16 protein-coding genes are annotated in these 20465 nt (G+C 71.1%); 5 read left to right on the top strand and 11 right to left on the bottom strand.

The features are described from left to right. Positions 1–5 precede the first annotated feature (5 nt). From AAHM41_RS24010 to AAHM41_RS23960, 11 genes are all read right to left on the bottom strand, one after another. The gene (locus AAHM41_RS24010; protein ID WP_342239114.1) at positions 6–929 is read right to left on the bottom strand and encodes an NAD(P)-dependent oxidoreductase; all 924 of its coding nucleotides are present in this window, start codon (positions 927–929) and stop codon (positions 6–8) included. A gap of 3 nt (positions 930–932) precedes the next feature. Continuing rightward, complete coding sequence (gene rpiB, locus AAHM41_RS24005) at positions 933–1370, bottom strand: ribose 5-phosphate isomerase B (RefSeq protein ID WP_342239121.1); 438 nt, start codon at positions 1368–1370, stop codon at positions 933–935. Between the two features lie 35 nt (positions 1371–1405). Continuing rightward, complete coding sequence (locus AAHM41_RS24000) at positions 1406–2152, bottom strand: FadR/GntR family transcriptional regulator (protein WP_342239113.1); 747 nt, start codon at positions 2150–2152, stop codon at positions 1406–1408. A gap of 84 nt (positions 2153–2236) precedes the next feature. Beyond that, complete coding sequence (locus AAHM41_RS23995; protein ID WP_342239112.1) at positions 2237–3271, bottom strand: LacI family DNA-binding transcriptional regulator; 1035 nt, start codon at positions 3269–3271, stop codon at positions 2237–2239. 23 nt (positions 3272–3294) lie between these two features. Beyond that, positions 3295–4623 (bottom strand): sulfatase-like hydrolase/transferase, encoded by a 1329-nt coding sequence (locus tag AAHM41_RS23990; protein ID WP_342239111.1) that lies wholly within the window; start codon positions 4621–4623, stop codon positions 3295–3297. A gap of 10 nt (positions 4624–4633) precedes the next feature. After that, on the bottom strand, positions 4634–5464 hold the full coding sequence (locus AAHM41_RS23985) for a carbohydrate ABC transporter permease (protein ID WP_342239110.1): 831 nt from the start codon (positions 5462–5464) through the stop codon (positions 4634–4636). After that, positions 5461–6396, bottom strand: coding sequence for a carbohydrate ABC transporter permease (locus tag AAHM41_RS23980; RefSeq protein WP_342239109.1), 936 nt, complete (start codon positions 6394–6396; stop codon positions 5461–5463). The genes AAHM41_RS23985 and AAHM41_RS23980 overlap by 4 nt, the downstream gene beginning before the upstream one ends. 4 nt (positions 6397–6400) lie before the next feature. After that, the gene (locus AAHM41_RS23975; RefSeq protein WP_342239108.1) at positions 6401–7642 is read right to left on the bottom strand and encodes an ABC transporter substrate-binding protein; all 1242 of its coding nucleotides are present in this window, start codon (positions 7640–7642) and stop codon (positions 6401–6403) included. 126 nt (positions 7643–7768) lie between these two features. Beyond that, positions 7769–8650 (bottom strand): transglutaminase family protein, encoded by an 882-nt coding sequence (locus tag AAHM41_RS23970; RefSeq protein WP_342239107.1) that lies wholly within the window; start codon positions 8648–8650, stop codon positions 7769–7771. Next, positions 8647–11136, bottom strand: a complete 2490-nt coding sequence (locus tag AAHM41_RS23965; RefSeq protein WP_342239106.1) for a circularly permuted type 2 ATP-grasp protein — start codon at positions 11134–11136, stop codon at positions 8647–8649. Before AAHM41_RS23965 ends, AAHM41_RS23970 begins: the two co-directional genes overlap by 4 nt. Before the next feature lie 28 nt (positions 11137–11164). Then, a complete protein-coding gene (locus AAHM41_RS23960) occupies positions 11165–14461 on the bottom strand; it encodes a transglutaminase family protein (protein WP_342239105.1) in 3297 nt (1098 codons plus the stop codon). A 153-nt stretch (positions 14462–14614) separates the two neighbouring features. Between AAHM41_RS23960 and AAHM41_RS23955 the strand changes: the two genes are divergently transcribed. From AAHM41_RS23955 to AAHM41_RS23935, 5 genes are all read left to right on the top strand, one after another. Next, entirely contained in the window at positions 14615–15559 is a 945-nt protein-coding gene (locus tag AAHM41_RS23955; protein WP_342239104.1) for a GlxA family transcriptional regulator, read from the top strand. 95 nt (positions 15560–15654) lie between these two features. Next, complete coding sequence (locus tag AAHM41_RS23950) at positions 15655–16905, top strand: sarcosine oxidase subunit beta family protein (RefSeq protein WP_342239103.1); 1251 nt, start codon at positions 15655–15657, stop codon at positions 16903–16905. An 11-nt stretch (positions 16906–16916) separates the two neighbouring features. Next, on the top strand, positions 16917–17192 hold the full coding sequence (locus AAHM41_RS23945) for a sarcosine oxidase subunit delta (protein ID WP_342239102.1): 276 nt from the start codon (positions 16917–16919) through the stop codon (positions 17190–17192). After that, complete coding sequence (locus tag AAHM41_RS23940; RefSeq protein ID WP_342239101.1) at positions 17189–20149, top strand: sarcosine oxidase subunit alpha family protein; 2961 nt, start codon at positions 17189–17191, stop codon at positions 20147–20149. Before AAHM41_RS23945 ends, AAHM41_RS23940 begins: the two co-directional genes overlap by 4 nt. Next, positions 20142–20465 (top strand): hypothetical protein (locus tag AAHM41_RS23935; RefSeq protein ID WP_446719482.1); only part of this gene is annotated, 324 nt, incomplete at its 3' end. The genes AAHM41_RS23940 and AAHM41_RS23935, both read left to right, overlap by 8 nt.

Genomic DNA, 20465 nt, shown 5'->3' with positions numbered 1-20465 from the left:
CTCCTCTATCCGCCACTGGGGGAGGGGGCCTGTCCGCTCATGCGGTCATAGACGCGGAACAGGGCCTGGTTGCCGTTGCCGCCCTCGCCATGGGCCCGGGCGTCGAGATACTGGCTGGTGACCAGCGCCGTGGCGGGCAGGGGCACCGACTTGCCATAGGCCAGCTCCTGCACCAGGCGCAGATCCTTCAGCATCAGGTCGATGCGGAAGCCGGCGCCAGCGTCGCCGGAGATCATCGCAGGGCCGAGCCGATCCAGCATCCAGGAGGCGGCGGAGCCGCCGAGCAGCACCTCGCGCATCTGCTCCAGGTCGACGCCGCAGGCACGGCCCAGCGCCAGCGCCTCGCAGATCGCCTGCAGGTTGATGCCGCAGATCAGCTGGTTGCACAGCTTCACCGTCTGGCCGGCGCCGCTGTCGCCGACATGGGTGATGGTGGTGCCCATGCCGCGCAGCACCGGCAAGGCGCGGTCGAAGGCGGGCCGGGCGCCGCCGGCCATGATCGTCAGGGTGGCCGCGCGGGCGCCCTGCGGCCCGCCGGAGACCGGCGCGTCCAGCAGGTCGATGCCGGCGGCGGCGAGGTCGGTGTGCATCCGCCGCACCGCCTGGGGCGAGATCGTGCTCATGTCGACCATCAGCCGGCCGCGCGGCGGTGCCTCCAGGAGGCCGCCGGGGTCGTACACGACCTCCTCCACCTGCGGCGTGTCGGGCAGCATGGTGACGACGATGTCGGCGCCGTCGGCCGCCTCGGCCACGCTGGCGGCGGGGATGGCGCCCTGCGCCGCCAGGGCGTCGACCGCCGCCGGCACCACATCATGGGCGCGCACCGCATGGCCGGCGCGCAGCAGGTTGGCCGCCATCTCGCGGCCCATGGTGCCGAGGCCGATGAAGCCGACCGTGTGACGGGGCACGGTGTGCTTGGGCTCCGCCATGGCTCAGCCCTCCCGCTCCAGCTGCGCCAGCTTCTCGACCCGGCGCGTGAAGTCCTCGCTGGGTTCGAATTCGGCGGCGAGATAGGCGGCGACGAGGTCGCGCGCCAGCCACGGGCCGACGATCTGGGCGCCGACGCACATGACGTTGACGTCGTCATGCTCGACCGCCTGATGCGCCGAATGGAAATCGTGGCAGACGGCGGCTCGGATGCCGCGGATCTTGTTGGCGGCGATGGCGGCGCCGACGCCGGTGCCGCAGATCATCAGGCCGCGATCGGCCGTGCCACTGGTGACGGCAGCGCAGACCGCCCGGGCGATGTCCGGAAAGTCGACCGGGTCGGGGGTGTGGCTGCCCACATCCGTCACCGCATGGCCGAGGCCCGCGACGAAGTCGGCGATCTCTCGCTTCAGGGGAAAGCCGGCATGGTCGCAGCCGATCACGATCTTCAACACGGGTCTCCTTGTCGGGTGGACCGTCAGCCTTGCGGCCTGGGCGTGGTCTCGAAGGCCTTGCGGCGGTACTCGTCGCCGATCTCGAAATGGCGGCGCAGCAGCTCGTCCGAGCGCTGCACGTCGCGCGCCACCAGCGCCTCGAAGATCCGGTGGTGGTGGTCGATCAGGAAGGACCGGATGCCGGGTACCTTCAGGATCAGCTCGCGCCGCCCGCGATGCGACCGGTGCACCAGGTCGGAGATCGCGGCGTAGACGCTGCGCAGGGTCTCGGACCGGGCGGCCTGGACGATGCCGTTGTGGAAGTCGAAATCGGCCTCGCCGCCCGCCACCGGGTCGTCGATCGTGGCCTCGATCCGCTGCAGGGCCGCCCGGATGCGCTCGAAATCCGCCAGGGTGGCGCGGCGGCAGGCCAGGCGCACCGCCTGGCACTCGATCGCAATCCGCGCCTCCATCACATCGTCGATGGCGTCGGACTGCTGCGCCAGGGCGAAGGTGAAGAACTCGCCCAGGGTCGAGGCGTCGGGCTGGCGCACGATGGTGCCGACGCCGTGCCGGATCTCGACCGCGCCCAGCATCGCCAGCGCCCGCAGCGCCTCGCGCAGCACCGGCCGGCCCACGCCCAGCAGCGCCGACAGGTCGCGCTCCGGCAGCAGCCGGTCGCCGGTCTTCAAGGCGCCGGACAGCAGCTGCTCGCGCAGGAAGGCGAAGACCTTGGCGTAGCCGCCGGGGGCGTCGTCGGGATCGCGGGTGAGCTTGATGAGGTCGGTCATGGTGTTCTTACCGTGGTAAGACCACTTAGCGGACGATGAAGCCCGGAGTCAACCGCATCGTCCGATCCCGGCAGTGCCGGCCGCTCAGGCGGAGGCGCGGCGGATCAGGCGCCAGGGCACGTCGAAGATCGTCGGCGCCTCGCCCTCGCGGCCGTTGACGAGGCCGATCAGATGGTCGGCGAGGCGGTCGTAGCGGGTGGTTTCGGGTCCGATCGTGGTCAGCGCCGGATGGCCGAACTCGCCCTCCTCGATGGCGCCGCAGCCGATCACCGCGATGTCGCCGGGGATGGCGAGCCCGATCTCTTCGAAGGCGTGGATGGCGGTGACGGCGGCGAGGTCGGATTCGGCAAACAGCGCCGTCGGCGGCTGCGGCAGGAGCGCCAGTGCCCTGGCATTGGCGAAGGCGGCCTTGCGCGCCTCGGCGCCGCCGACCAGGAGTTCGGGCTCCGGCGGCAGCCCCCGCGCGGCGAGGAAGCGGCGATAGGCGGCCAGCCGGCTGCCCTCCGCCGCCTTGTCGTGCTGCATATAGGCGATGCGGCGGTGGCCGGCCTCGTACAAATGGTCGAGCGCCACCCCGACCGCCTCGGCGGTGTGCTGGCGGACCACGGAGAAGCCCGCCGGCTCGACCGACGGATGGAAGACCACGGCCGGCCGCCCGGCGGCGGCGAGACGGTCGGCGAACTGCACCACCTCGGCCTCGGACAGGTGCTGCCAGTCGGCGATGACGCCGTCGGCCAGGCCGCTCTCGATCTCGCGCACGATCCGGTCCATCCGCTCCGGCGTGTCGCCGGCCGCGATGATGGTGGAGAAGCCGCTGGTCGCCGCCGCCGACTGGATCTCCTGCGCGATGCGATCGCTGAACGGCACGCCGAGCCGCGGCAGAAGGAGGGCGATGCGTTCCGCCTGGCGCCGCCGGAGCTGGCGGGCGGTGCGGTTCTGGACATAGTTCAGCTCGCGCACCGCGTCGAGGATGCGCTGGCGCGCCTCCTGCCCGACGAATCTCAGCCGCCTGCTGTCGCCGCTCAGGAAATAGGAGACGGCGGCGGTCGAGACCCCGGCGCGACGGGCGACGTCGGCCATGGTCGGTGCCCGCTTCCGTTCGGAACTGCTGTCGTCCATGCCCTCGGCGATCCGGAGCGGGATCAGCCCTCGCTCACCAGCCCTTCATGCCAATTTCTGCTTTCGACGGGAAGGATCTCGGGCCGCGTCTCGCCGGCCTCCTCGATCAGGGCCAGGAGACGGCTGCGCAGCGCCGCCCGCGTTTCGGCATGGGCGGGCGAGGCGACGAGGTTGCGCAGCTCGTTCGGATCCTCATCGAGATCGTACAGCCGCGCCTCGGCGTAGAGGTCGCTCGCCGGGTCGTTCCAGCCATCCCCGTCCGGCGCCTCGACCTCGTATTTCCAGCGGCGGGTGCGCAGGGCGCGGCCGACATGGTGCTCGCTGATCTGGACGAAGATGTCTTCACGCGGCGCTTCCCCGCCCCGGATCGTGCGGAGGAGCGGGCGCCCCTGCATCGTTTCCGGGATCGCGAGTCCCGCCGCGTCGAGCAGGGTCGGCGCCAGGTCGACCAGGCTGACGAGCCCGTCGAAGGCGCCGACATCCTCGAAGCCCGGCCCGTGCAGCAGCGTCGGCACCCGGATCGACGCCTCGTGGCAGGAGCGTTTGTACTCGTTGTTGCGGGTCTTGAAGTGGCAGCCATGGTCCGAGGTGAAGAGGATGATCGTGTCCTCCAGCCGTCCGAGGCTGTAGAGGGCCTCGACCAGCCGGCCGAACGCCTCGTCCAGGCGGGCGACCATGCCGAGATAACCGGGCAGATGCGCCGCCGTGGAGCCGCCGAGGGCGGCGAGGTCGCCGGGAACGGCGAGCTTGCGGCGGATCCGTTCCTCATAGCCCAGCGGCGCCGGGTAGTTGTCGGTCTGGTTCTGGTGGTGCGGCTCGAGGAAGGACAGGAACAGGAAGAACGGGTCGTCCCGCGGCGTCGCGACATAGCGGATCGCCGCATCGGTCAGCGCGTCGACGCGATAGCCCGGCAGCCGCACCGGCCGGCCGTGATTATCGTGCACCACCGTGTCGAACGGGCCGGAGGTGAACTCCAAGATGTTGGAGGCCAGCCAGTGGCGATAGCCGCCGCGCTCCCCCGGCGCCACCGGCTCGGCCGAGCCGAGATGCCATTTGCCGATATAGGCGGTGTCGTAGCCGGCGGCGTCGAAATGGTGCGCCAGCGTCGTCTCGTCCTTCGGCAGCGGGATGTCGTTGCGGTAGCAGCCGGTCTCCGTCGCATAGCGCCCGGTCTGGAACACCGAACGGGCCGGCCCGCAGACCGGCTGGCAGGTGAAGGAGTTGGCGACGAAGGTGCCGGTCCGGGCCAGCCGGTCGAAATTCGGCGTCAGGTCCAGCGGGTTGCCATGGGCGCCGACGGTGTCCCAGCGCTGCTGGTCGGTGAAGAAGACGATGACGTTCGGGCGGCTCATGCGGGCTCCGTCACTTCATGCCCGCCAGCATGACGCTGCGGACGAAGGTGCGCTGGGTGAACAGGAACAGGACCAGGCTCGGGACGAACAGGATCACCCCGCCCGTCGCCGTCATGTTCCACTGGGTGAAGAATTCCTGGTTGAACAGCGTCAGCCCCGTCGTGATCGGCCGCATCTCCGTGCTGCTCACCACCACCAGCGGCCACAGGAACTCGTTCCATTGGAACACGAAGGTCAGCAGCGCCAGGGTGGCCAGCGCGGGCTTCACCTGCGGCAGTACGATCCGCCAGTAGATGCCGATCTCCGAGCAGCCGTCGATGCGCGCTGCGTCGATCAGCTCGCTCGGGATCGGGCGGATGAACTGGCGCATCAGGAAGATGCCATAGGCGCTCATGGCGAAGGGCACGATCAGCCCCTGATAGGTGTCGAGCCAGCCCATCCGCGCAGTCAGCACATAGAGCGGGATCATGCGGATGAAGAACGGGATCATCAGCGTCGACAGCACCGCGACGAACAGCACGCGCTTGCCCGGGAACTCCAGCTTGGCGAAGACGTAGCCGGCGAGCGGGTCGAAGATCAGGTGCAGCAGCGTGATCCCGCCGGCGACGATGACGCTGTTCAGCACGAAGCGGGCGAAGGGCGCCTTCTGCCAGATGTCGACATAGTTGGTGAACTGCAGCGCCTCCGGCACCAGGATCGGCAGGCCGCTGAAGATGTCGGCATCGCTCTGCAGCGACAGCGACAGCATGTACAGGAACGGGAAGACGCACAGCGCCGCCGCCAGCAGCAGCAAGAGGTAGGTAACGGCCGTCCCGGCCCGGGTGGTCGCGGCGGCGCTCAATAGCTGACATCCCGGTTCAGCAGGCGGAACTGGACGAAGGTGACCGCCAGGATCAGCAGGAACATCAGGAAGGCCAGCGCCGAGGCGTAGCCGATGTTGAGCTCGTAGAAGGCGGCCTCGAAGACGTGCAGGCTGAACAGCCGGGTCGCCTCCGCCGGGCCGCCCTTGGTGATCAGATAGGCCGGCGCCAACTCCTGCAGCTGGGCGATCATGCTGACCACGGCGATGAACAGCGTCGTCGGCGTCAGCAGCGGCCAGGTGACATACCGGAACCGCTGGCCGGGCGTGGCGCCGTCGATCGCGGCGGCGTCGTGGAAGTCGGACGGGATCGACTGCAGCGCCGCGAGATAGATCAGCATGGCGTAGCCGACATCCTTCCAGACCGCGATGGCGATCAGGGTCGGCAGCGCGGTCGCCGGCTCGGCCAGCCAGTTCTGCGTCGGCAGGCCGAGCCCGGCGAGGATCCCGTTCAGGATGCCGGTGTAGGGGTCGAGGATCGCCTGCCACATCAGCGCGACGATCACGAAGGAGATGATATAGGGGAAGAAGATGACCGCCCGGAACAGGGCCAACCCGGGCAGCGGCCGGTTCAGCAGCAGCGCCAGGCCGAGGCCGATGGCGATGCTCGCAACGGTGACGCCGACCGAGAAGGCCAGGGTCACGACGACGGATTGCCGGACCCGCCCGTCCCCGAGCGCCGTGGCGTAGTTGGCGAGGCCGGCGAAGCGGCTGTCGCCGATCAGCGGCTGGCCGCTTTGCAGGCTGGCCCAGAATTCCAGCGCGATCGGATAGAAGAAGTAGACGGCGAAGTAGAGGATCGCCGGCAGCAGCAGCGTATAGGCCGTGATCGTATGCCGTGTTCGCCGGCTCAGGCGGCCCCGCCGCCGCACCGCCGGCCCGAACGCCGCCGCGGCGCTGCCGCCGACCGCCACCGGCCTACTGGCCCGCCAGCATGGCGTTGGCCTCCGCCGTGAATTTCGGCAGGGCCTCGGCCGCCGGCACGTCGTTGTAGATGATGTCCTCCAGCGCGCTCTGCAGCAGCTTGTCGATCCGGGCCTGCTTGCCGGTCAGCCGCAGCTCGGCGCTGACATCCTGCGCGTAGGACAGGCATTGGCCGAAGCTGCCGATCACCGGGTCGGCCCGCACCTCCGGGCTCTCGGCCCAGGATCTGCGCGGCATGGTCATGCCGGCCTCCTTGGTGGCGGCGAGCTCGGTGTCGAGCGCGACCAGGCCCTTGAGCAGGTCCCAGGCCTCCTTCGGGTGCCGGGCGTCCTTCGGGATCATCAGGCTGACCCCGCCGGCGAAGGTCGCCTGGACCTTGTTCGTCAGCGACGGCGCGACCGCCCAGTTCAGCCGCGGGTTGCCGGACCGGATCGGCTTCACATCCCACGGGCCGGTGACGATCATGGCCACCCGGTTGGCGGTGAACAGCTTCTGCGGCCCTTCGTAATCCGCGCCGGCGACGGGCTTGGTGGCGGCCTTGTCCTTCTGGATCAGGTCGGCGAGGAACTGGATCGCCTCGATCGCCTCCGGGCTGTCGAGGGTGACCTTGTTGGTCTTCGGGTCGTAGTAGCGGACGCCGTTCTGCAGGAACCAGGACCAGTAGTAGCCGAGGCTGGGATTGGGCGCGAAGCCGAAGCGCGCGCCCGACGTCGTCGCCTTGGCCACGGCCCGGAACTCCTCCCAGGTCTTGGGCGGGCCGTCGAAGCCCGCCGCCTTCAGCAGGTCGACATTGTAGACCAGGGTCGCGCAGGTCAGGTGGATCTGGACGCCGTAGACCTGGTCGCCGAGCTTGTTCCGGTCCACGGCATAGGGCTGCCAGTCCGCCGGGAAGCCCATCGCCTCGCCATCCGCGGCGACGAAATCGTTGAGCGGCACAAGCAGGCCCTGCTGCCCGAACTCCTGCACCCAGCCGCCGGGCTCGGCGACGAGATCGGGCGGGTTCCTGGCCGAGAAATCCGCGACCAGCTTGGTCCGCATGTCGGGCCACTGGAACTTCTCCCAGCGCACCGTCCAGCCGGGGTGGTCGGTCTCGAATTTTTTGATCACGTCGGCATAGGCCTGGTAGGCGTGGCCGGCGTTCCAATAGAGCGTCAGCGTCTCGGCACCCGCCGCCGTCGCCACCAGGACACCCAGCCCGGCGCCGACGACGAGCCCGCTCGTCCTCCACCAGCTCATCCGTCTCCTCCCCATGGCAACCGTCTTCGCTGTGCCTGACCGGCACTATATTAATCGATTAATAAAGCCGGTCGGCCGCAAGCGTCAAGGCATGATTGCGCCGAGCGGGACCACGATTTGTTGGTGTCAGGTCACCGGGACGACGTCGACCTTCACGGTCAGGGCCTGCATGCCGGCGCCGAGGATCACCCCGTCGATCGGCGACACATCGGCATAGTCCCGGCCGTTGGCCAGGACGATGTGGTCGTTCTCGACCAGCACCGCATTGGTCGGGTCGAAGCCGAGCCAGCCGAACTCCTCGCCGCACCAGGCCGACACCCAGGCATGGGTGGCGTCAGCGCCTTCCAGCCGCGGCTTGCCGGGCGGCGGCAGGGTGCGCAGATAGCCGCTGACATAGGCGGCGGGCAGGCCGACGCCGCGCAGGCAGGCGATCATGATGTGGGCGAAGTCCTGGCACACGCCGCGGCGCGCCTCGAAGGCCTCGATCAGCGGGGTCGAGACCGCCGTCGCCTTCGGGTCGTAGGTGAAGTCGGCCTTGATCCGGTGCATCAGCTCGGTGGCGGCCTCCAGGATCGGGCGGCCGGGCGGGAAGCTGACATGGGCATAGGCCGACAGCGGGCCGAGGATCGGCACCAGCCGGCTCGGATAGAGGTGATGGGCGGGGGAGGACGGGGCCAGCGTCGCGGCGGCGAAGGCGCGCTCCCGCACCTCCTCCCAGGGCCGGCTGGCCTGGCGCAGCAGGTCGCCGGTGTCGCGCGTCACCTCGACCCGGGACCGGGCGTCGACCCGCAGCTCGCGATGCGCCGCCTCGATGGTGACGGTGACGACGTCATTGCCGAAGAAGCTGCGCCGTGCGGCGGAGGCGGCCGGCACCGGCCGCACCTCGATCGCCCGCGACAGCACCCGCTGCTCCGCCCGGTCGCTGGGCAAGAGGCGCAGGACGCAGCGGGCGAAGCTGACCGGCGTCTCATAGGCGTAGGTCGAGAGGTGACGGATGTCGTAGATCAATACAGCCCCGTCAGCTTCTCGGGCCGCACCGCGTTGCGGCCCTGCAGGAAATAGCGGTCGCCGATCGCCTCGGACAGCTGCATCAGCTTCTGCTCGAGCCCCAGGATCTGGTTGTTGTCGAGGGATTCGGCCTGGGCTGCCGACAGGATGCCGGAGATGATGGTGGCCAGCCGCAGCGGCGCCTCCGGCATGCCGTCCTCGCGCAGCGACGGCAGCGCCTTCAGGTGCTGCAGCAGCCGTTCGACCTGGAAGGCCACCGCCCGCGGGTTGAAGGGATCCAGCACCACCATGTCGCGCACCGGCGCCATGGCCGGCCCGATGACGTAGCGCGACCGGTAGCTGATCTGGGAATCCACGAGGTCGAGCAGCGCGTCGAGATCGTCGGTGGTGGTGTCGGGCTCGGCCAGGTTGCGGGCGAAGCGGCAGGTGTTGATGCCGCGCTCGATCCGCCGCCCCATGTCGAGGAAGCGCCAGCCGGCGACCTGGTTCATGTTCTCCTGGGCCAGGCCGGACAGGGCGGCGATCACATGCAGGGCCCGGTCGGCGCGGTGGAAGGTCTCGCCCTCCGGCAGCTCGGTCTCGCCGGGCTCGCCCAGCCGCCCCTCCAGCTCGGCCAGCAGCGGCCAGGAATCGGCGGACAGCCGCTCGCGGATGCCGGAGGAGGCGCGGCGGGCCGAGCGCACCAGCGAGATCGCGGCGCCGTAGTTCTCGGCCTGGTTCAGGGCGGCGGCGGCGACGGCGCTGGCGCTGTCGCCCGGCTTCGGCCGCGGCACGGCGCCCCAGGCCACCAGCAGCTTCTGCAGCCGGTCCAGCGTCTGGCCGCTGCCATGGATGGCGGGGTCGGCCTCGACCAGGCTCGAGCACAGCCGCCGCACCAGCCGCAGCGTCGCCTCGGCGCGCTCGAGATAGCGGCCGAACCAGAACAGGCTGTCGGCAGCATGGCTCGGCAGGTTGCCGGCGATCCGGCGGATCGGAACGCGGTCCTGCCGCGGCAGCAGCGAGGTCGGCTCGACCGGGCGGTCGGCCAGGATCCAGACATCGGCGGTCTGCACCCCCTGGCCCATCGACACCGCGCGCGCGTCCAGCCGGTCGGAGATGCGGCAGAACCCGCCCGGCATCACCTTCCAGCCATCCGGCGTCGCGGCGGCGAAGACGCGCAGCACGAAGGGCCGCGGCACCAGCTTGCCGTCCTGCCAGGCCGGCGTGGTCGACAGCCGCGCCACCTCCTGCCCGACATAGTCCACGGGGCGGGTCCGGATCGCTGCCTCCAGCCGCGCCCGCTGCGGCGCCTCGGCGCCGAGCACCGATGGCTGCCCCGGAAAGCCGGGGACGGTGGCGCCGAAGGCGGCCGCGACCGCCAGCTCGGGCAGCGCGGCCAGCACGGTCTCCCGCTCCTGCGGCTGGCCGCACCACCAGGTGGCGACATTGGGCAGCGTCAGTTCCTCGCCGCGCAGGCGGCGGCACAGCGCCGGCAGGAAGCTCAGCAGGATGCGCGCCTCGGCCAGCCCGGCGCCGGGCATGTTGGCGACCACCACCTGGCCGCCGCGGATCGCCTCCAGGAGGCCAGGCACGCCCAGCCGCGAGGATGTGTTGAGCTCCAGCGGGTCGCAGAAATCGGCGTCGACCCGGCGCCACAGCACGTCGGCGCGCTTCAGCCCGGCGATGGTGCGGACATGGATCCGTCCGTCATGCAGCACCAGGTCGTCGCCCTCGACCAGCATCAGGCCGAGATAGCGGGCCAGATGCGCCTGCTCGAAATAGGTCTCGCTGTAGCGGCCGGAGCTGAGCAGGCAGATCCGCGGATCGGACCGGTCCGCCACCGCCGCCAGCCCGGCGCGCAGCGCGCCGAAGAACGGGGCCAGCCGCTCGACATTCATCTCGTGGTACAGCGCCGGCAGGGCGCGGGACAGGATCAGCCGGTTCTCCAGCGCATAGCCGCCGCCGGACGGGGCCTGGGTGCGGTCGTTCAGCACCCACCAGCGCCCGTCCGGGCCGCGGCCGAGATCGGCGGCGTAGAGATGCAGATAGCGGCCGCCCGGGGGCGCCACGCCGTGCAGCGGGCGCAGGAAGTCCGGGCTGCCGGCGACCGCCGCGGCGGGCAGCGCCCCCTCCGCCACCAGCCGTCCGTCGCCGTAGAGGTCGCGCAGCACCGTCTCCAGCAGCTCGGCCCGCTGGATCACCCCGGCCTCGATCTCGCGCCATTCCGCCGCCGAGACCAGCAGCGGCACGCGACTCAGCGGCCAGGATCGCTCGCTGGCCTCGCCATGGACGCGGTAGGACACGCCGGTGTCGCGGATGTGCCGGTCGGCGGCGGCGAAGCGGCGCTCGGCCTCGTCAGGCGCCAGCCTGGCCATGACGTCGAGGAAGTCCCGCCAATAGGCGCGCGGCTTCCCATCCGGGCCGATCAGCTCGTCCGGCACGCCGGGCAGGGGGGTGTAGCCGGCGATCCAGTCCTGCAGGCGCCGGGCCGCGGTCCGGGCCGTCATCGCATCCTCCCCGGCGCGCAGCGAAGCTTCACCGGCCAACGGGTGTCCTGAGATCCAAGGTCAACGGAAATTCGCTCGTTCGCTCTTCGGCCGGCATGGCCATCGGCCCGGGAGTATGCCCGTGATCCTGGAAGCGCGCGAGCCGTCGCGCTTCGGCTTCATACGAATTTACCGGAAATGTGTCGTAACTCCGGCCGCCGGGATGGGCGGAGTGGTAGACGAAGCCGCCCAGCGACCGGCCGTTCCAGGCATCGATCACGTCGAAGGTCAGCGGAGTGTGGACCGGGATGTTCGGGTGCAGGCCGCTGGGCGGCTGCCAGGCCTTGAAGCGGATGCCCGCCACCGCCTCGCCCGAGGTGCCGGTGCCGTTGAGCGGCAGGCGGCGGCCGTTGCAGGCGATGATGTGGCGGCCGGGGACGAAACCCTCGGCCCGGATCTGCAGCCGCTCGACCGAGCTGTCGACATAGCGGGCGGTGCCGCCGCCGGCACCTTCCTCGCCCATCACATGCCAGGGTTCCAGCGCCTGGCGCAGCTCCAGCGCCACGCCGCCGCGCTCGGCCCGGCCGAGGATCGGGAAGCGGAATTCGCGCTGGGCCTCGAACCAGTCCGGATCGAAGGCGTAGCCGGCCCGCCGCAGGTCGGACAGCACGCCGAGCATGTCCTGCCAGACGAAATGCGGCAGCATGAAGCGGTCGTGCAGCGCGGTGCCCCAGCGCACCAGCCCGCCCTCCTGCGGCTCGCGCCAGAACCAGGCGATCAGCGCCCGCAGCAGCAGCTGCTGCGCCAGGCTCATGCGGGCGTCGGGCGGCATCTCGAAGGAGCGGAACTCGACCAGGCCCAGGCGACCGGTCGGCCCGTCCGGCGAATACAGCTTGTCGATGCAGATCTCGGCGCGGTGGGTGTTGCCGCCGACATCGACCAGCAGGTTGCGGAACAGCCGGTCGACCAGCCATAGGGGCAGGGGGCCGGCCTCGGGCGGCGGCACCTGGGCCAGGGCGATCTCCAGCTCATACAGCGAATCGTGCCGCGCCTCGTCGACCCGCGGCGCCTGGCTGGTCGGGCCGATGAACAGACCGGAGAACAGGTAGGACAGGGCCGGATGGCGCTGCCAGTACACCACCAGGCTCTTCAGCAGGTCGGGGCGGCGCAGGAAGGGCGAATCCGCCGGGGTGACGCCGCCGAGAACGACATGGTTGCCGCCGCCGGTGCCGATGTGGCGCCCGTCGGTCATGAACCGGTCGGTGCCCAGCCGGGTCTGCCGCGCCTCCTCGTACAGGCCGGCGGTGATCTCGACCGCCTCGTGCCAGCTGGCGGCGGGGTGGACATTGACCTCGATCACGCCCGGATCCGGCGTCACCTTGATCACCTGCAGCCGCGGGTCGTGCGGCGGCGGGTAGCCCTCGATCTGAATCGGCCGGCCGGCCTCCCCGGCGACGGCCTCGATCTCGGCCAGCAGCTCGAGATAATCCTCCAGCCGCTCGACCGGCGGCATGAACACGCACAGCACGCCGTCCCGCGGCTCGAAGCTTAGCGCGGTGCGGACCACGTCTTCGACCGTCGGATCCCGCTGCGGCGCGACCGGCTGCCGCGGGGCGATGCCGCCGGCCACCGCCGGGCGGGGCTGGTGGAAATCCGGCAGCGGCGGGTGCTCGTCGAACGGATCCTGCGGCACGACCGCGGGATAGTCGTCCTTCGGCACCCAGGGCAGCGAGCTCAGCGGCAGCCGCAGCCCGACCGGAGAGTCGCCCGGGATCAGGAACAGCCGGCCGCGGCGCAGGGCCCAGCGCTCGCTCATCCAGCGCCCGCCGTGCCGCGCGGCCCAGCGCTGCACCGGCAGGACGTAGCCGGTGGGGGCGGCGAGACCGCGCTCGAAGGTCCGGATCATGCGGGCGCGCTCCTCCGGGTCCGCGATCTTCGGGTCCCGCAGGTCGACATTGGCCGGAAGCTCGGCTTCCTTCAGCAGCCAATGCGCCGGGTCCTCATAGGCCGGCATGACATAGCCGGCGAGGCCGAGCCGTTCGGCGACTCTCTCGGCCAGGCGCTCGGCCTCGGCAGCGCCGGCCTCGGCCGGGCGGGCGGCCTCGGTCGCGATCAGGCCGGGGTCGCGCCAGACCGGCTTGCCGTCGCGCCGCCAGTACAGGCCGAAGGCCCAGCGCGGCAGGCTTTCGCCCGGATACCACTTGCCCTGGCCGTAATGCAGCAGGCCGCCCGGGCCGAAGCGGGTCCGCAGCCGCCGGATCAGGTCGTCGGCGAAGACGCGCTTGGTCGGGCCGACCGCGGCGATGTTCCATTCCGCCGACTCGAAATCGTCGATCGAGACGAAGGTCGGCTCGCCGCCCATGGTGAGGCGGACATCCTGCGCGGTGAGGTCGGCATCGACCTGCTCGCCCAGCCGGTCGAGCGCGCGCCAGGCCTCGTCCGAGAACGGCATGGTGATGCGGATCGGCTCGATGATGCGCGACACCTCCATCGCGAACTCGAACTCGACCTCCGCCGGCTCCACCACGCCGCTGATCGGGGCGGCGGAGCGGTAATGCGGGGTCGCCGCCAGTGGGATGTGGCCCTCGCCGCACAACAGGCCGGAGGTGGCGTCGAGGCCGATCCAGCCGGCGCCGGGGATATAGACCTCGGCCCAGGCGTGCAGGTCGGTGAAGTCCTTGTCGGTGCCCTTCGGCCCGTCCAGCGGGTCGATATCGGCCTTGAGCTGGATCAGGTAGCCGGAGACAAAGCGGGCGGCCAGGCCGAGCTGGCGCAGGATCTGCACCAGCAGCCAGGCGGAATCGCGGCAGGAGCCGGAGGCCAGCGCCAGCGTCTCCTCCGGCTCCTGCACGCCGGGCTCCAGCCGGACCACGTAGCGGATGTCCTGCTGCAGCCGGGCGTTCAGCCCGACCAGGAAATCGATGGTGCGTGCCTCTTCTTGAGGCAGTCCCGCCACGAAAGCGGCACGGCGCGGGCCCGCCGGCTCCGGCTCCAGATAGGGCGCGAGCTCGGCCCGCAGCTCCTTGGGGTAGACGAAGGGAAAGGTCTCGGCGAAGGGCTCCATGAAGAAGTCGAACGGGTTGATGACGGTCATCTCGGCCGTCAGGTCGACCTCGATCGCGAACTCAGTCGCCTTCTCCGGGAACACCAGCCGCGCCAGCCAGTTGCCGTGCGGATCCTGCTGCCAGTTCACGAAATGCTCGGCCGGCGTGACCGTCAGCGAATAGCTGGGGATCCGGGTGCGGGAATGCGGTGCCGGGCGCAGCCGGACCACCTGCGGCCCGAGCGCCACCGGGCGGTCGTAGCGGTAGCGGGTGACATGGTGAAGGGCGGCGACGATGGACACGGGCACTCCTGCCTCGGCTGGACCACGGGACGTCCCGCTGTCGAAGAGTGAAACGGCGCGGCTCGCCAAGCAAGAAGCATGCAACCGCCGGCCGAGGCTTGACCCGGAGGGGCCGATCGCGTCCCTTTTGCCCGGGCGGCAGGAGGGATGCGGATGGAGGGGGCATACACGGTCGGCTTCCTGCTGATCCCGAACTTCCCGCTGATGCCCTATGCCGCGGCGATCGAGCCGCTGCGGGCGGCCAACCTTCTGGGCGGTCGCGAGCGCTACCGTTGGCTGCATTTCAGCCCGGACGGGCAGCCGGTGCGCGCCTCGAACGGCATCGCCATCGCGCCGGACCGGCCGCCGGAGGCGATGGCCGAGGCCGACCTGCTGGTGGTCTGCGCCGGCACCGGGGTCGAGGGCTTCGACCATCCGCCGACCCTGGCCCGGCTGCGCGACCTGGCGCGGCACGGCACGGCTCTGGGCGCGGTCTCCGGCGGTCCCTACCTGCTGGCCCGGGCCGGGGTGCTGGACGGCCACCGCTTCACCCTGCACTGGGACCACCACGCTGCCTTCGCCGAGCGCTTCCCGGAGTTGGAGCCGACCGGCCATCTGTTCGAGATCGACCGCGGCCGGCTGACCTGCTCCGGCGGCATCGCCGCGCTCGACCTGATGCAGGCGCTGATCGGCCAGCGTGACGGTGCGGCCCTGGCCGCCCAGGTCGCGGACTGGTTCATGCACACCCAGCTGCGCCATGGCGACGACCCGCAGCGACTCGATCCGCGCCGGCGCTTCGGCGTCAGCCATCCCGGCCTGCTGGCGGCGCTGGCGAAGATGGAGGAGCGGATCGAGGAGCCGCTGTCGCGGCCCGAGCTCGCGGCGGTCGCCGGCCTGTCGCTGCGCCAGCTCGAACGGCTGTTCCGCGACCGGCTCGGCCGCAGCCTGGCCGAGCATTACCTCGACCTGCGGCTGCGCGCGGCGCGGCGGCATCTACGCCAGACCACCCTGTCGGTGACCGAGGTGGCGCTGGCCTGCGGCTTCGTCAGCGCCAGCCATTTCTCGCGCAGCTACCGCACCCGCTTCGGCCATCCGCCGGCGAAGGAGCGCGAGGGCTGAGCGGCTTGTCCCATTGGGACATGCCGGTGGCGCGCTGAGGCAAATCGTGATCCGGGTCTGCCGGATACTGCAGGCGATCCAGGGGCGGAGGCTGCGTGCGCTATTCGATCTTCTCGGTGCTGGGCCAGGCCTTCAAAGGCCAGAAGGGCTGGACGCCGGCGTGGCGCGACGCGGCGCCGAAGCCGGACTATGACGTGATCATCGTCGGTGGCGGCGGGCATGGCCTGGCCACCGCCCACTACCTGGCCAAGGAGCACGGCATCACCCGCGTCGCGGTGCTGGAGAAGGGCTGGATCGGCGGCGGCAATGTTGGCCGCAACACCACCATCATCCGCTCCAACTACCTGCTGCCCGGCAACATCCCGTTCTACGAATGGTCGATGAAGCTGTGGGAGGGGCTGGAGCAGGACCTGAACTACAACGCCATGGTCAGCCAGCGCGGCGTCTTGAACCTGTTCCACTCCGACGCCCAGCGCGACGCCTATGCCCGCCGCGGCAACGCCATGCGGCTGCACGGCGTCGATGCCGAGTTGCTCGACCGTGAGCAGGTGCGGGCGCTGGTGCCGCTGCTCGACTTCGACAATGGGCGCTTCCCGATCCAGGGCGGCCTCTTGCAGCGCCGCGGCGGCACGGTGCGGCACGACGCCGTCGCCTGGGGCTATGCCCGCGCGGCCGATAGCCGCGGCGTCGACATCATCCAGAACTGCGAGGTCACCGGCATCGCGGTCGAGGACGGCGCGGTGGTGGGGGTCGAGACCAGTCGCGGCCGCATCCGCGCCGGCAAGATCGGCCTGGCCTGCGCCGGCAACTCCTCCCGCGTCGCGGCCCTGGCCGGGCTGAAGCTGCCGATCGAGAGCCATGTGCTGCAGGCCTTCGTGTCGGAGGGGCTGAAGCCGCTGGTCGACGGCGTCATCACCTTCGGTGCCGGCCATTTCTACGTCAGCCAGTCCGACAAGGGCGGGCTGGTCTTCGGCGGCGACATCGACGGCTACAACTCTTACGCCCAGCGCGGCAACCTGCCGGTGGTGGAGGATGTGGTCGAGGGCGGCCTGGCGATCCTGCCGCAGCTCGGCCGGCTGCGCCTGCTGCGGCAATGGGGCGGGCTGATGGACATGTCGATGGACGGCAGCCCGATCATCGACCGCACGCCGGTGCGCGGCCTCTATCTCAACGCCGGCTGGTGCTATGGCGGGTTCAAGGCGACGCCAGCCTCGGGCTGGTGCTTCGCCCACACCATTGCCCATGACGAACCGCATGCGCTGAACGCGGCCTACCGCCTCGACCGCTTCGCCACCGGCCACCTGATCGACGAGAAGGGTGTCGGCGCCCAGCCGAACCTGCACTGAGGGACACGACCATGCGGATCCCCTGTCCCCATTGCGGCGAGCGCGCGGCGGAGGAGTTCAGCTATCTCGGCGACGCCACCGTGACGCGCCCGGCGCCCGATGCCGGCATCGACGCCTTCGTCGACTACGCCTATCGCCGCGACAACCCGGCCGGGGCGCTGGCCGAATACTGGTATCACGGCGGCGGCTGCCGCTCCTGGCTGGTGGTGACACGCGACACCCGTGACCACCGCATCCTCGGCGCCGTCGACGCTCAGGCCCGAGGGGCCATGGAGGCGCAGCGATGAGCGGCTTCCGCCTCCCGACGGGTGGCCTGATCGACCGTTCGGCGACGCTGCGTTTCCGCTTCGACGGGCGCGAGCTCGCGGGCCATTCCGGCGACACCCTGGCCTCGGCCCTGCTGGCCAACGGCGTCGGATTGACCGGACGGTCGTTCAAATATCATCGCCCGCGCGGCATCCTCTCGGCCGGGGCGGAGGAGCCGAGCGCGCTGGTGGAACTGCGCCGCGGCGCTCGGCGCGAGCCGAACAGCCGGGCCACCATGGTCGAGCTGTTCGACGGGCTGCAGGCGGATAGCCAGAACCGCTGGCCGTCCCTCGGCTTCGACCTGATGGCGGTGAACGGGCTGCTCTCGCCCATCTTCGCCGCCGGCTTCTACTACAAGACCTTCATGTGGCCGGCCCGGTTCTGGGAGAAGGTGTACGAGCCGCTGATCCGCCACGCCGCCGGCCTCGGCCGCGCCGCGACCGAGGCGGACCCCGACCATTACGAGAAGGCGACGATACACTGCGACGTGCTGGTGGTCGGCGCCGGCCCGGCCGGGCTCGCGGCGGCGCTGGCGGCCGGCCGCTCCGGGGCGCGGGTGATCCTGTGCGACGAGGGCGCCCGCCTCGGCGGCACCCTGCTGTCCGAACGCCGATCCCTCGGCGACCAGGCGGCGCCCGATTGGGCGGCCTCGGCCGAGGCCGAGCTGGCGAGCCTGCCGGAAGTGCGGATCCTGCGCCGGACCACGGTGTTCGGCGTGTTCGACCACGGCACCTATGGCGCGGTCGAGCGGGTCGGCGACCATCTCCCGTTGCCCGAGCCGCACGCGCCACGCCAGCGGCTGTGGCGCATCGTGTCCAGGCGCTGCGTCCTGGCAGCGGGCAGCCTGGAACGGCCACTGGTGTTCGGCGACAACGACCGGCCGGGCGTGATGCTGGCCGGCGCGGTCCGGACCTATCTGAACCGCTACGCCGTGGCGCCGGGCCGCCGCGCCGTGGTCTTCGCCAACAACGACACCGCCGGGTCCGTGGCCGCCGACCTCGCCGCCGCGGGGGTGGCGGTGGAGGCGATCGTCGACGCAAGGCCGGGATCGACGCTGCAGCAGGCCGGCACGCGGCTCCTGGCCGGGGCGGTGGTGACGCGGGCGGTCGGCGGCGCGCGCGGGCTGCACGCGGTCGAGATCCGCGACGCGGCCGGCCGATCGTCGACGCTGCCCTGCGACCTGCTGGCGATGTCCGGCGGCTTCAGCCCCAACGTCCACCTGACCTCGCATCTCGGCGGCCGTCCGGCATGGAACGCGGACCTCGCCGCCTTCGTCCCGGGCGACCTGCCCATGGGCATGACCGTGGCCGGCAGCGCCGCCGGCGTGTTCGACCTGGCCGGCTGCCTCGCCGGCGGCGGCCGGGCCGGGATCGAAGCGGCGAGGGATTGCGGCTTCGACGGCGGCGGCTTCGACCCGCCGGAGACGGCGCCCGAGCCGACCGGCGTCAGCCCCCTCTGGCGGGTCCAGGGTGGCGGCGGCAAGCGCTTTGTCGACCTGCAGAACGACGTCACCGACAAGGACATCGAGCTGGCCGAGCGCGAGGGCTTCCGCGCGGTCGAGCACCTCAAGCGCTACACCACCCTCGGCATGGCGACCGACCAGGGCAAGACCTCGAACGTCAACGCCATCGGCATCATGGCCGAGATCACCAGGCGCGACGTCGAGGCGGTCGGCACCACCCGCTTCCGCCCGCCCTACACGCCGGTGTCGCTGGGCGCCTTCGCCGGCCATGCCCGCGGCCGCGACTTCCGACCGACCCGGCTGACCCCGTCGCATGACTGGGCGGCGGAGCAGGGAGCGGTGTTCGTCGAGGCCGGGGCCTGGCTGCGCGCCCAGTACTTCCCGCGGCCGGGCGAGAAGGACTGGCTGGAGACGGTCAGCCGCGAGGTCCGGCAGGTCCGCTCCGCCGTCGGCTTCTGCGACGTCTCCACACTCGGCAAGATCGACCTGCAGGGCGCCGACGCGGCCGAGTTCCTGAACCGGCTCTACATCAACACCTGGACCACCCTGCCGGTCGGCAAGGCGCGCTACGGGCTGATGCTGCGCGAGGATGGCATTGTCATGGATGACGGCACCACCTCGCGGCTTGGCGAGGACCGGTTTCTGGTCACCACCACCACCGCCAACGCGGCCAAGGTGATGCAGCACATGGAGTTCTGCCACCAATGCCTGTGGCCGGAGCTCGACGTCCAGTTCACCTCGGTCAGCGACCAGTGGGCCCAGGTCTCGGTGGCCGGGCCGAAGGCGCGCGCGCTGCTGGCCCGGATCGTCGATGCGCCCTTCGACATCGGCAACGAGGCCTTTCCCTATCTCGCCGCGGCCGAGCTGACGGTCTGCGGCGGCGTCGCCGCGCGGCTGTTCCGCATCTCCTTCTCCGGCGAGCTCGCCTATGAGATTGCCGTGCCGGCCCGGTACGGCGACGCGCTGGTGCGGCGGCTGACGCAGGCGGGCGCCGATCTCGGCGTCACCCCCTACGGCACCGAGGCGCTGGGCGTGATGCGGATCGAGAAGGGCCATGCCGCCGGCAACGAGCTGAACGGCCAGACCACCGCCGCCGATCTCGGCCTCGGCCGGATGATGTCGACCAGGAAGGACTATATCGGCCGGGTCCTGGCCGGGCGGCCGGGGCTGGCGGACCCGGCGCGGCCGGCCCTGGTCGGCTTCCGGCCGGCCGACCGGTCGCGGCGGCTCCGGGCCGGGGCGCATTTCATCCCGAACGGCGCGGCGGCCACTGCCGCCAACGACCAGGGCTACATGACCTCGGTCGCCTACTCGCCGGGGCTCGGCCACTGGATCGGCCTCGGCCTGCTGTCCGGCGGTCCGGCGCGGATCGGCGAGACCTTGCGCGCCTGCGACCCGGTGCGTGGCGAGGAGGTGGCGGTCGAGGTGGTGTCGCCCGTGTTCCACGACCCGGAAGGGGAGCGCCTGCGTGCCTGATCTCACCCCCCGATCCGCCTTCATCGGCCTCCCCGCCCGGTCCGGCCGCGCCGAGGGCGAGCCCGGCGTCACCGCGCGCCCGCGCGATGATCTGGCCCTGGCCAGGGTGATCGCCCGCAAGGGCCGCGCCGATGACTTGGCCTCGGTCGTCCGGTCCCGATACGGGCTGGACCTGCCGACGACGCCGAAGCGGGTCGAGCGTGGCGGTCTGGCCTTCATCTGGTCCGGCCCTGACCAATGGCTCGTTGTCACAGAACCCGATGCGTTGCCTCTCCCGCTTGCGGGAGAGGTCGGAGCCGCGCCAGCCGCCCCCCCG

It is taken from the genome of Inquilinus sp. OTU3971 (assembly GCF_038440215.1).
Note: the sequence above shows the minus strand (reverse complement) of the source record. Positions and strands in the feature narration are given on the sequence as shown.

Bases quoted from the DNA above. Each gene is read 5' to 3' on its own strand.
- AAHM41_RS24010 (WP_342239114.1), bottom strand. From the start codon at position 929: ATGGCGGAGCCCAAGCACACCGTGCCCCGTCACACGGTCGGCTTCATC.
- AAHM41_RS24000 (WP_342239113.1), bottom strand. From the start codon at position 2,152: ATGACCGACCTCATCAAGCTCACCCGCGATCCCGACGACGCCCCCGGC.
- AAHM41_RS23995 (WP_342239112.1), bottom strand. From the start codon at position 3,271: ATGGACGACAGCAGTTCCGAACGGAAGCGGGCACCGACCATGGCCGAC.
- AAHM41_RS23990 (WP_342239111.1), bottom strand. From the start codon at position 4,623: ATGAGCCGCCCGAACGTCATCGTCTTCTTCACCGACCAGCAGCGCTGG.
- AAHM41_RS23975 (WP_342239108.1), bottom strand. From the start codon at position 7,642: ATGAGCTGGTGGAGGACGAGCGGGCTCGTCGTCGGCGCCGGGCTGGGT.
- AAHM41_RS23965 (WP_342239106.1), bottom strand. From the start codon at position 11,136: ATGACGGCCCGGACCGCGGCCCGGCGCCTGCAGGACTGGATCGCCGGC.
- AAHM41_RS23955 (WP_342239104.1), top strand. From the start codon at position 14,615: ATGGAGGGGGCATACACGGTCGGCTTCCTGCTGATCCCGAACTTCCCG.
- AAHM41_RS23945 (WP_342239102.1), top strand. From the start codon at position 16,917: ATGCGGATCCCCTGTCCCCATTGCGGCGAGCGCGCGGCGGAGGAGTTC.
- AAHM41_RS23940 (WP_342239101.1), top strand. From the start codon at position 17,189: ATGAGCGGCTTCCGCCTCCCGACGGGTGGCCTGATCGACCGTTCGGCG.